Raw genomic sequence first — 11,330 nt, forward strand, 5'->3', positions numbered from 1 at the left:
GACCAAGGGCTGTAAAGTTGTACTTGGATGAAAGCGTCAGGCCTTCTGCGAGTTAAACCGGCCTTGCAGCGTGCCGAGGCCGCCGCGCTGTTGCTGCTGGTTGTATTGGCTAATGCCCTCGCTGACGCCCTGCTTCGTCAGCATGCGGACGTGGTCGTCACCGTTGGCTCCGTCAATACGAACGACTAGAACGCCTGGGCCTGAGCCGGCTTGGGTGCTGCCACCGCCTCTAGCGGTCAGCGTCGGTGCGACCGGAACAGGCACACTGCCAACCATGCCGCCAACAGCAAAATGCCCTACACGGCCGGTGTTGATGGCCTCGAGCATCTTGCGGTTCTTCTTCGTGGCCTTCGCATTGACAACGAACTCGCCGTTTGAGAGCCATGCCGGAATGCTGTCGCTGGTTCCTGTACCGGGTCCGGCGACATGACCGCCGTCAGCAAAAAGACCGGAGCCTGAAAATGCGGCTACAGCCTGCGCGCTCCCAGCAAACTTGGCTGGTATGCTTGAAACGCCACCGAAGATGCTAGACAGAAAACTGCCAAAGCCACCGCCGCCGCCTGCTGGCGCAGCAGGGAAGAAGCTCGACGAAAGCGAGCTGCCCAGTTGACCTAGGCCGTTACCGAAGGTGGACAGTTCATTGGTAGCCGTTCCCAGCTGTTTCGTAAATTTGGCAACATACTCGTTCCCGCTGGTACCGAGGATATCGGTGCCCATGCCGCCCTTACCAACTGAGCCAGGACCGCCGAACCATGCTTGCGCCGCGCCCGATGGCCCATATTTGTCAGCGTAGCCACCGAAGCGATGGGCAAAGATAGCGTCTTGCGCATCCTTGTTGGCTAGGAACTCCTGTGGCGTGAGTGAGTAGCCAAGCGCCTGCTTGCTCCAGTCAGGAATGTTTGCGCCCATTACCTGGTACGCGCCATAAGCGCGATCGCCAGACTTGGTTATGGGGCCTAGCGCTCCATAATTTCCGCTGCTTTCAATTGACTTAATCGCATTGGCATACGCACCAACATCCGGCAACGGGCCGCCGCGCTCAACCTTTCCGATTGGGGCTGTTCCGATGATGCCTGACGCTTTGTCGAGCAGAGCAGATGTTGCGCTACCCTTACCACCCATAACCGCGGAGGCGAATCCGTTTGCGATTTGGCCAAACAAGGACTTGAGCATGTCATTGGACGCGCTTAATGCCGCGTTTTTAACCGCGTCGCCGAAAGCCTCACCAAGGCTCGTGCCCTTCTTCTGTGCCGCGCTCGCGAAGTCGGTGAGAAACCCTTCGGCGTATCCAGCGATCTGCTGCTGATCCAGCCGGCTGCCAATTTGCTGGCCTGTCGCGCTATTAGCGTCTTCAGGCAGGCCGTATTGGCGTTGCATCTGGACAATGCGGCGCTGGCGGTCGCTGAGCAAAGCATCGGCAGCATCACGATTGAGATCCACAGAAAGCTTCGCAGCGCTGATTGCATCGGCAAGCTTGCCATACTGCTCCGTTTTGTCCTTGATCGCCTGGATTTCGGCTTCATCGACCTTGTTACCAGTGCGCGCCGCCTCGTCTCGCAGCTGGGCAATAAGATCGTACTGCTTTTTAAGCGCCTCTGCGGCGCCGCCCGTCTTGCCGACGAGATCTAATTCGTTCTGCTGGTCAGCGAGCATGCGCGACAGCGTGATAGCGCGCTCTTTTTGCGCGTCTGCCAGTTGCTGCTCGGCCTCTGCTTTTGCAAGTATGCCGGCAGCATCAATGCGAGCCTGCCTGACATCGACACTTTCATTGCCGTTGATCGGCTCTGCTGCGACACGCGCTCTTGCGGCGGCGGCAAGTTGGTCTGGCGTTTTGGCGCCGATCGCACTAAGTGCAGCAGCCTGTTGGCGTTGCATGTCGGCAAGCTTGTCCGCATTTTCAACCAGATACTTCTTCTGGTTTTCTGCTGCGGCCGTTCGCGAAAATGCTATCTCGAGTTCGCGACGCTTCTTATTGAGCTCGTCAAGAGCCGTAGCAGCCTCAGTTGCGTCCTTTGTAAGCTCAAGGATCCGCGTCGCCGTTTTCTGAAGCGCCTTGTCCGTTGGATCGGTGTTGGCGATCTCTTGAATCTGGCGATTGAATTCAAGAACGTCAGCATTGCCATCCTGCAAGTCTGACAGAAACTTCTTTACGGTGTCGCTGTATTTGCCGAAGCGGCTAACCTGCTCCGGATCGACTTCTGGCAGTCCAAGGCCTTCCGCCTGGGGAGCGACAAAGAACGAAGAACCTGCATCGGACTGAAAAGCCGTTAGGCTCTTGGCAAGCTGCTTGCGCAGCGCCGTCTGATCCTGGTTGGCAAAATATGAAATGCCGGTCTGCGTTTGCCTACCGAACTGCTCCCCCGCCTTGCCTGCATTGTCGTAAAGCTCTTGGATACGTTTCATCGTATCCTCGTGCTTTTTCATTATCGACTCAATGGCCTCGAAGGCATCCAAAGCCTTTACGCCAAATGCCACAGCAGCAGCAGTCGCGGCGGTAATGCCGACAGCAACAAGGCTGGATGGACCGACAAGCGCCAGAAGGCCCTGCCCCACAGCCTTGAGGCCCTGCGCACCTCCGCCAGCCTCTTTGAGCGCCATAGCCAACTGCGGCGCCTGCTGCGCCGTGATAGTGGATATATTGGATCCACCTACGGCCTGGGTGATGATATCCTGAAACTGGTATGACGCGTTTGTCGCTGCGAAGTTGTTGCGGTTGGCTGCCGCATCTTTCAGAGCGGCATTGCGGCCCTTGATGGCTGTAACCTGATCAGCAAAAGCCGCCTTTTGCTTCTGGATGGCCGCGGTCATCTCGGATGAGCTAATAGCGCCGAGCGCATGCGCTGCCTTGATGTCTTTCAGCGAATCCAGATACGTCTTCTGCGTCGCAAACAGCGGGCTGTATTTAGCCTTGAGCCGGTCTAGCTCCTTGCCCTGGTCGGCGAGCGCCCCGCCCCACTCTTTGCTTGCCGTAACGCCGATGCCAACCATGGCATTGACACGCTGCTGCAAGGCTGTCGTCATCGACGTATCGATCGACTTGCCAGCCGCGTCAAACGACTTCTTAACCGTGCCTGCAAGGCCGCCGATATCGCGCTCAATGCGCTGGATGCTGCGGCGGAGCGTGGCCTGGTCCGCGCTGATGGAAATAATCAGGTCGTCGGCATTGTCAGCGGCCATGCCGATGCACTCCGCGGCCCGATGGGGCGGTGAAATTCGTCATTAATGTTCCCTGTGTTACAAAACGATAGCGACAACCGCTATGCCAGTGAGACCGGCAAGCGATTGTGGGCATACGGTATTGGGTGGCATTTTTTGGAGTTTGGCCGTAGCCTAAAGCGGCGTGCCTTTGAAGTAAGCAGACCTGTCTCTTGAGGAATAGAGTTTACGCATGACGATCAACTGGCTCGATCCACAGCCACTCAGTAATTATGGCATGGCACCGACTGGGCCTGGTATCTATGTAATCGGCAACGCTATTGATGCACTCAAGCCGATTATTCCCACCGAAGAATATGATGACTACGCAGCAAACTGGCCAGACAATCTTCATGGTCTTTACGTCGGAATATCAGAGAGTGCGGGACGTGGAATAAGAAGCCGTTTAAGCTGCCATGCGCGGTCGAAAGGCAATCGCGACATTGCACTCCGACTTCGAAAGCGGGAAGATTTATGGTACATCGCCAGCCCCGGCGCGGAAGGCGCAGACTTTGAGGTGTTATTTTTGACCTTGTTCAATCGCGCCTCCATGTTCACGTCAAACGTTAGAGACGAGTTACGACGGTCAACATTGCGTCGCCATCGCCAAGCTGAGGCCCGAATGAAAGCGGAGGGAAAGCATATAGTTAACTGGGCTGATCTTCCTGATGACTATCTGAGAGGGTAGTGGCATCCTTCCAGCTCTGGTCTAGCCTTATGCACTCATTTTCTCCGCCACCATCACATACCCTCAACATTTCAATCGACAAAATGCGTACGAATGGTGCACGCCGGTAACCTATTTTCGGTTTCCTGAGCGATATGCGGCACCCCTCCCTATATTGGGTAGCCGTCCGCCCCGTACCTTACGATCTTCCGCCCGTTCTCCTCTCGCTGCTTATGGCGAGAATGACAGGATGCGCACAGACTTGCCAGGTTGGCTGGATCGAAAAATAGAGCCTGATCGCCGCGGTGTGGTTTCACATGATCGACGGTGTCGGCGGCAGTGACAGAACCCACCTCACTGCAGAGGTGACATAAGGGCTCTCTAGCCAACTGCGCCTTTCGAAGCTGTTTCCAAATCGCAGTGCGATATAGCTTATGATACTCCTGGGCTGCGGGGCTACGACTAGTCATGTGGAAATCCCCCGCGCTCGCATCGCTGCCTGAGCACGGCTGGCCGCAGACGCACGTCGAACTACCTCAGCGCTCGTGCCTTTCCCGTAGGCGCCCCACAGGACGATGCTGATTTCGCCAAGCCACGCCCTGGTTATGAGCCGCTTAGGAAGCTGACCGCTATCGTCCCATTGTTCTTCAATTGAACCAAAGCCAACACTAACCTCATTGACAAGGCCAGATCCTACGGAGACTACAACCTCCTGCCCCATTGGCGACTTCTCGTCGGGACTGAAGCTATACCAGAGGCCAATCTTATCAGACCGCAGGGTCAGCGTCCGGTTCGACACTCGAGCCAGAGGTCGAGTAGTGTCGTGACCCCACAACACGACCACATCTGGATTATCAATCAGCGACTGATTGAAGGCGCCTTTCGCAAAGCATTCTTCGAATAGACCGCCGATAATGGCGGGCTGGTTCCACTGAATAGCGTAGCCTGATATGTCAGCCATCTAGGCGCTCTTTCATCTTGCGCTCCCGCTTTGCCATGGCGAGCCGCCGTGCGATGGAAGCGGCTGGCTCCGCTGTCGAGCCATGGCGCGCTTCACCCGGGAGCTTCACCGAACGGGGCGCCTTTCGGCCGCCGTCTGCCGGACGCGATTCATATTCACGGCGCTCAGTCGACATAGCCGGCCTCCCGCGCCTCACGAATGAAGCGAGAAATGTGTCCGTCCTGGAGATCGCCAAGAAAATGCGGCCGAACAGCCGGCAGGCGCTCAATTTGGATACCTTCGCGTTCCATCGCATCAAGCAAGTCTTCAGCATGACTGCGAGCGGCATGCACTGTTTCCAGCGCATCAACAAGCGCCCGAACCCGCCGGCCATATTCGGCACGTACAGATGTGCATGCAGCCGCACTAGCTGCCGATTGGCGTTCACGTATGCGCTTCTGGACTTCGCCAATGGCTACTTCGACGGCTTCGGAATGCCTGCGTAACTCTCGCAGCCGCTCTCCGCGCGCTAACAGCTCCTGGGCGATGGTTTCGCCAAGCAACTCTGCGACCGCGTACGAAACACGAGGCGGCGGTCGCGCAACAATGTCATCCTGCAGTTCGGAAATACCGCGAGCTGTTTCCGCGGCGTCTGCGTTCAGCTCTACTAGCTTTTTTTCAAGCGCCGCATACGTTCCGTCGGCCTCTCCGAGTGTTGGGATCTTAATTTGACTGGCCACTGCAGGCCTCCTTTATGATGTGAGCAAAAGCCGGTCCAGGAATCGTCGTAGCGATACGACCCTGATGGCCTGGCTGATGATTTGGGATGGTGCCGACGGCCTGCAGGCGCTGCGTCACGCCGTCTTTCCATTTGACAGCGACCTCAGGCCAGCCATGAACGACCTCGATTGTCAGACCGTCGAGCGTGTCGCCGTCGATCGCCATCCCAGCCAGCACTCCAAGCTGAATTTCGGAATTGCGAGGCACCGACAACGGCGCGGACGTTATGTCGGCGCCGCCTGGCACTGCTGCCAATGTAGCGGTCGTAGCAGCGGCGACGTCAGCCAGCTTGGCACCCGTCGCGACAGCAACGAGGAGCCGGACGGTATCGTCTCTGTCAAAGTCCGGCGGAGTAAACGGACCGCCTCTTGGAAGCTGGCCTGCCTCTTGCAAGGCGCGGGCGACATTTTCTGTTCGCGACGTCCGGACACCCAGATGCTGCTCAATGAGCTCCGCGATTTTCGGGATGGGGTTCGTCATGCAGCAACCCAGGCAAGTTTATCACCACCGTCAACAAACACGTCGTAGTCGGTGTTGGCCGGAACAAGCAGCCGGGGACTATTTGCAGCATTCGGCGTTTGACCAATTGAGACGTAGGCGTCAGCCGAGGTGCGGATGCGGAATATTGCCTGCCCTAGAACGTCATTGACGGGTGGCGCAGCGTTCGTAGTCGCGGCACCAGACGCTGGCGCTTCCGACCAATTGAGTTTGCCGATGATGGCTTGTGTTTTTTCGCGACGGTACGAGCCCGCAAAAGCGCAAACGACGTTAAGCCCAGAGAAGGCCATGGATTGTCCTTTCGGAAAAAATTCGGGAATAGAAACGAAGAAAAACCCGCTGCGGAGCTACGGTGCAGCGGGTGGAAAGTTGGGGACCACATATCCCTTCATATAGATACGTCCCCAGACGCCTGTTTAGGGACTGTCAGGCTGCAATTTCTTGGAATCTTTTGAGTGCCGCATTTATTTTCTCTATTCCCCTGCGCTCTGCGGTCTTGCCGCTGTATCCGAACGCCTCGCCAATCTGCTTTGCAGTGGCATCAGTAATTGCAGCATCAAGCACGGCTGCATCCAGGCCGAGCGAAAGACGGATAGCGCGTTGTTTCCTTGCGCGATCAATCTCGAGCGCAGCCTCATGCTCACCCAGATCCGGTCGAGTTGCATTGCCTTTTGAACGTGTAATGCCACCAAGCCAGCCAGCGCCCTTCGCAATTGGCGTGTTATCGTTGGCGGGCAGCAAAAAGCGGATGGAGTCTTGGGACCTCGGAGGCGGAGCCTTGTGACCCCTTGGTTGCCGGGTTCTTTCAGCTGGCATCTTGCGCATGCCTTTGGCAGTGACGCCAATGGACAGGAGTTTGCCGTTCCGGAATAGCAGATCGCCGATCCGATAACCGTCATATACACCGTCAACATAGGTGACGCCAAATACAGGTTGGCGTCGGGCCATCACCGTCCACTGCCCTTTTACCTTACTGGACAGGACTGAGCAGCGAAGGCCGCCTGAAGCAGCCTTCATAAGCTCGCCCTCGGTAGGGCGCACCTCATGCCGCATATCCGGGTCACCTTCTGGGGCAGCCAAATCATCGGCATTGTCATTAGCAACGACAACGTGAAGCGGAGACATGATCTCTGCGTACCGATAGAGCATTTTGGCAGCATCAGGACTGCTTAGTCTAGCTAGCCTCTCGGCAGTAGGCCACGCCAGCACGGGCTTCGCATTTTCTGGTAGGCTGGCGAGGTACTCTCTCCGCTCGGCAAGGCAAGTAAAATCTTCATTGCGGCGCGGCATATTGTCATTGGCCGCGACAGGATGACTGTGCTGCAAATTCGTAGCTCCGAATTGTGACGGTTGCTCTGGCCGGTTGTGCGGCGCTTACTTGGTTCCGCGATCGCGGTGGACTCGTTGATCCTGTATAAAATCCTACGACATAATTTTGAATTTGTCAATATTTTAATGTTGACAAGATCTGTTTTATGTGAATGACGACAGCGCCTGTTCCAAATTCTTCAACGATTCCTCGCGCACGCGCGCTTGCGCGCGCGCGATCGCGCGCGAGGCAATTTCCTGTATTAGCGCTAGTGCTCGGCTGGGTCGCCGCTACCCAGGACTTTAACTTTAAGGGCCGAAGNCCAAATTCTTCAACGATTCCTCGCGCACGCGCGCTTGCGCGCGCGCGATCGCGCGCGAGGCAATTTCCTGTATTAGCGCTAGTGCTCGGCTGGGTCGCCGCTACCCAGGACTTTAACTTTAAGGGCCGAAGTGCCCCCTCCGCCCTCCGATGAGAGATCTTCCTCGAATTGAAGAAGACCGATTTCTATGACGTCCTTCAAATGGAAATCTTTTATGGACTTCCTTAGGTTCTGTAGACGGTCATAATGCTCCTCGCCAACCTTACAGATAACAACACCTTCGGTTTGAGTGTGGATCTCTCGCTCAATAAAACCCATAAATCCAGACTTTATTGAGCAGTCTGTATTAGAGCATTTGTGTAGATAAGACGCAGTAGCTGAGGCCAGCGAGGTATAGTTGCAAGACCCAGATTTCGTTGGAACTATCGTATAATCATTATACTTTGAGGGCTGGATGTTGTGCTTCGGATCCAGTAGCAATACGTTAAAAACGCTAGCTTCATCAAAAAAACCGACTACGCGTCCCAATGCCTTTGACACGTGGAACTGATAGATTGGGTATTCATCCGGGTTATCCAAATAGTCTTTCGGCAGCCAATCGAAGCTTTTCCGAGTTAGCGGAACATTTTTGCCATTCCAGTCAATGGCATGAAACCGAACGCTGTCCTGGATTACCGTGTCTCTGAGAAACTTTTCTATCGTCATTTCGCAGAGCGAGCTCATTCGCTCAAACAGAGAAACGAACCAGTTCGACTGCATGTCGCCCACGCCGAAGTTGTCTAGCTGTCGCCAGAACCTCATCGAAAACGACCATCGGGCTTTTTCTCCGACATGCCCCGCCGATGGTCTTTGCGACTTTTGAGGAACAATATCCTTATCTAATACTGGTTTCATGCATTAGCGTGCGCAGCCTGAGGCTGAATTCTAGCAGCGTAAAACTCACGCATAACATCGTCTGAGATCAATGTTTCACTCCGGGCTGATGCGGGGACATTAGCGCGCGCCTGAAGCCATGGAGCTTCTCGATGCGTCATCTCTTCCAGTTGGTCCCCAGAGAAATCAGCATATACTTCTAGAACTGCGTCAATATGCGCGCGCTCTGAGTCATGAAGACGAGCAACGCTGAAGTATGGGTCTACGTCGGCAATATCAACCAACGAGTACATTGTCTTGGTATCTTTATATCTGTCGTAAAGCTCACGACTCACCGGTCCGTGCACCCATGCTTGGAAACTTCCATTGAATATGCGTCCACGTCCAAACGCTAAGTGCCACGCCTGGACATAGTAGACCAACTTGTGAAGTTTCAAGACATTAACAAACACTCCGCCGTCGCGAAGCTTGACTACGATGTAGTCTGATACGTCGTAAAGCGCTGCCATTTTTTCTGCTTTCGTTGCGTGAATCTATATTCTCGCAGGCTGTTTTATAACATGTAGTCGTGCGGCGGACAATCTGTCCGCGCATCACCCTTTGTTTCCTGGCAAACGCATCGCCGGCTTCCTGCGTTCCCTCACACGCGCAGTGGAGCAGCAGTCGCTTGTTATCGTTCGCCGCCATCCGCAATACGTGCAGCGGGAGTTTCGCTTCGTGAAGGTCATTCAATTTTCCTCCATAAGTTTGGCTCCAGGCCAGGGAACATCTCTCCGTCATCACTAGTGCGGATAACGATAAACTCCAAGTTATCCTCATCCTGCAGCGTGACGCCTATCACCTTAACTTCGCGACCGTCGTCATTGAGTGCTTCAAAAGGCGATATCCGCATCATCCGCTTCGCTGCATCCCTTGGTAGAGCAAGAGCTAGGCGCTCGTCGATGATCCGATAAATGTCGCGCTCATCCATCAGGCGGCCCTTTCATACGAGATTGCGAGGCGCTTATCGACGGTAACACGAACGGGCAGCCCATGCAGTTGCTCCGTGTCCTCTAGCGGCGCGCTTACGAGTTCGGAAAGCTTCGCTACAAATTCCTGTCCGCGAGCCTGCTTCTTCTCATCCGGGTGGTTGGGAAAAAACGTGTGCTCAAAAGTCAAAGGATAGGTGCTCTCCTTATTCTCACACTCCAAAGAAAGGACGACCTTTTCCGTGAATCTATCAGTCCACTCCACTGAGCTGCCTGTGATCTTACCGGACTGGCTATTTATTAAAGGCGTGAAAGGCCCGACGTCCACGACCATCTCATACGACTCGTCATCGTCCTCTCGGTTGTCGTTGGCTGAGATAGCCTTTTCCATCTTAGCCGGCGCGTTGGCCTTCGCCTTGGCAATTGCCGCGCCCTTGCTGTCGATGTGGATCAGCGGCAAGTCTTCCTTCCACCTTTCATCGCGCAGCCAGTTCGCCGGCTCCGGCACCCATTTCATGTCAACGCCGTGCTTTTGGTAGTGCGCAGCCCAAGCGCGGGCAATTCGGATGATGACTTCGACATCGCTCACGATCTTGGTCCATTCAGCGCGAGCTTTTTTCAAGCCGTGCTTACGCGGCCAGGCTTTCCAAAATTCGTTAAAGCCATCTCCCGATGGCGGAACCGCTGCGGTGCCCGTAGGGGCAACCGCAGGCGGTGGCGTAGCCACGTCATCGAACTTCCCACTTACCCGTACCCCGGTCTGTAGACCGGGTCCGGTAACTGGGTCTTCGTTCGGAGTTTTATGAACGCCATCATCATTAGCGTTCTGATTTTCCCGAACGCTTGTGTTCTGATTTTCCCGAACGCTATTTTCTTCTTCGTTAGCGTTCGGAGTTTTATGAACGCTACGGCCTAAATCCCAGATGGGGATGTACCGTGAAGCCCGACGGCCAGCGCCCAGGTTGACCGTGATATAGCCCCACTCCTCAAGATCTTTTATCGCGGAATGAACGTCGCCCATGTAAAGCCCAATACCTGCGGGGTCGCGTTCCTTTAGCTGCGCTACAATATGTCTCACGCTGGCGAGCGCGTCGCCATACTTGCGATGATACCATTCGAGCAGGAATCCATAGACGGCTAGATGCTTGCGTTTCATTCGTCGATCAAGGGGAGCGGAAGTAGCGAGGCGGAACTTATTCTCAAGGCCATCGTCCATCACGCCGCCCTCTTTAGAGCTTCAAGAGCAAGGGCGGTAAGACGCTCAGCTAATGGCTTCGAGAAGGTCGCGCTGCGGCGGTGCCCAGCTTGTGGCGCGAAAAGAAAGTGATTGCCGTCGGGCTGACGCACGAGCCTCAGACCGTAGAGGCGGATATGCTCGTTGAGCTCAACATCAACGAAAGCAACGCAGGCGCGATCGCCCGTTTCGTTAGTTGGATGGGTATACAGAATCTTCACTGCGCATCCTTTGCGTTAGCGCGCACGAATGCGCGCCTGCCGGCTCTGCCGGCAGGTTGGTTGGGGTCTATGCTGTGATTTTTGGTGGGACTTTCTTCTTGGAAAACCCTAACAACAGGCGGAACGACAAGGCGTCCCACTTCTCGCTAAGATATTGAAATCCCTACTCTATGGTTTGCCCTCCGGGCCCACCATTTTCATTCTGTCCAACCCGGATACATAGGTAACAATCTGTTCCTAAGACATAGGTAACAACCTCGTGCCGAACGGGTTGTCGATGGTTTGCAAAGTCCTCTGTTCCAAGTCGATATATCCGAGATCAT

14 protein-coding genes are annotated in these 11,330 nt (G+C 55.2%); 1 reads left to right on the forward strand and 13 read right to left on the reverse strand.

Annotation, left to right across the window (positions count from 1 at the left end; translation table 11 throughout):
- Positions 1-36: 36 nt before the first annotated feature.
- The gene (locus VQ830_RS05730) at positions 37-3,177 is read right to left on the reverse strand and encodes a phage tail length tape measure family protein (RefSeq protein ID WP_337267104.1); all 3,141 of its coding nucleotides are present in this window, start codon (positions 3,175-3,177) and stop codon (positions 37-39) included.
- 211 nt (positions 3,178-3,388) lie between these two features.
- Here VQ830_RS05730 and VQ830_RS05735 point away from each other — a divergent pair, with 211 nt between their 5' ends.
- Positions 3,389-3,883: a hypothetical protein gene (locus VQ830_RS05735; protein ID WP_337267105.1), complete on the forward strand. Its 495-nt coding sequence runs from the start codon at positions 3,389-3,391 to the stop codon at positions 3,881-3,883.
- Between the two features lie 149 nt (positions 3,884-4,032).
- On the opposite strand, the gene VQ830_RS05740 is transcribed toward VQ830_RS05735, so the two are convergent.
- The 12 genes from VQ830_RS05740 to VQ830_RS05795 form a co-directional block, all read right to left on the reverse strand.
- On the reverse strand, positions 4,033-4,332 hold the full coding sequence (locus VQ830_RS05740) for an HNH endonuclease (protein WP_337267106.1): 300 nt from the start codon (positions 4,330-4,332) through the stop codon (positions 4,033-4,035).
- Entirely contained in the window at positions 4,329-4,823 is a 495-nt protein-coding gene (locus VQ830_RS05745; RefSeq protein ID WP_337267107.1) for an HK97 family phage prohead protease, read from the reverse strand. The genes VQ830_RS05740 and VQ830_RS05745 overlap by 4 nt, the downstream gene beginning before the upstream one ends.
- Positions 4,816-4,998 carry a hypothetical protein gene (locus VQ830_RS05750; protein WP_337267108.1) on the reverse strand — a complete coding sequence of 61 codons (183 nt, stop codon included), beginning with the start codon at positions 4,996-4,998 and terminating at the stop codon, positions 4,816-4,818. The genes VQ830_RS05745 and VQ830_RS05750 overlap by 8 nt, the downstream gene beginning before the upstream one ends.
- Complete coding sequence (locus tag VQ830_RS05755) at positions 4,988-5,542, reverse strand: hypothetical protein (protein WP_337267109.1); 555 nt, start codon at positions 5,540-5,542, stop codon at positions 4,988-4,990. The genes VQ830_RS05750 and VQ830_RS05755 overlap by 11 nt, the downstream gene beginning before the upstream one ends.
- Complete coding sequence (locus VQ830_RS05760) at positions 5,526-6,062, reverse strand: hypothetical protein (RefSeq protein WP_337267110.1); 537 nt, start codon at positions 6,060-6,062, stop codon at positions 5,526-5,528. The genes VQ830_RS05755 and VQ830_RS05760 overlap by 17 nt, the downstream gene beginning before the upstream one ends.
- On the reverse strand, positions 6,059-6,370 hold the full coding sequence (locus VQ830_RS05765) for a hypothetical protein (protein ID WP_337267111.1): 312 nt from the start codon (positions 6,368-6,370) through the stop codon (positions 6,059-6,061). The genes VQ830_RS05760 and VQ830_RS05765 overlap by 4 nt, the downstream gene beginning before the upstream one ends.
- A 136-nt stretch (positions 6,371-6,506) precedes the next feature.
- Positions 6,507-7,205 (reverse strand): hypothetical protein, encoded by a 699-nt coding sequence (locus VQ830_RS05770; protein ID WP_337267112.1) that lies wholly within the window; start codon positions 7,203-7,205, stop codon positions 6,507-6,509.
- A 584-nt stretch (positions 7,206-7,789) separates the two neighbouring features.
- Positions 7,790-8,605 carry a hypothetical protein gene (locus tag VQ830_RS05775; RefSeq protein ID WP_337267113.1) on the reverse strand — a complete coding sequence of 272 codons (816 nt, stop codon included), beginning with the start codon at positions 8,603-8,605 and terminating at the stop codon, positions 7,790-7,792.
- Positions 8,602-9,093, reverse strand: a complete 492-nt coding sequence (locus tag VQ830_RS05780) for a Panacea domain-containing protein (protein WP_337267114.1) — start codon at positions 9,091-9,093, stop codon at positions 8,602-8,604. Before VQ830_RS05780 ends, VQ830_RS05775 begins: the two co-directional genes overlap by 4 nt.
- Positions 9,094-9,308: 215 nt before the next feature.
- Complete coding sequence (locus VQ830_RS05785; RefSeq protein ID WP_337267115.1) at positions 9,309-9,554, reverse strand: hypothetical protein; 246 nt, start codon at positions 9,552-9,554, stop codon at positions 9,309-9,311.
- On the reverse strand, positions 9,554-10,768 hold the full coding sequence (locus VQ830_RS05790) for an LvrA C-terminal domain-related protein (RefSeq protein ID WP_337267116.1): 1,215 nt from the start codon (positions 10,766-10,768) through the stop codon (positions 9,554-9,556). Before VQ830_RS05790 ends, VQ830_RS05785 begins: the two co-directional genes overlap by 1 nt.
- Positions 10,768-11,007: a hypothetical protein gene (locus tag VQ830_RS05795; protein WP_337267117.1), complete on the reverse strand. Its 240-nt coding sequence runs from the start codon at positions 11,005-11,007 to the stop codon at positions 10,768-10,770. Before VQ830_RS05795 ends, VQ830_RS05790 begins: the two co-directional genes overlap by 1 nt.
- Between the last annotated feature and the right edge of the window lie 323 nt (positions 11,008-11,330).

This window comes from Oryzifoliimicrobium ureilyticum, assembly GCF_037199735.1.
GTDB classification, from domain to species: domain Bacteria; phylum Pseudomonadota; class Alphaproteobacteria; order Rhizobiales; family Rhizobiaceae; genus Rhizobium; species Rhizobium ureilyticus.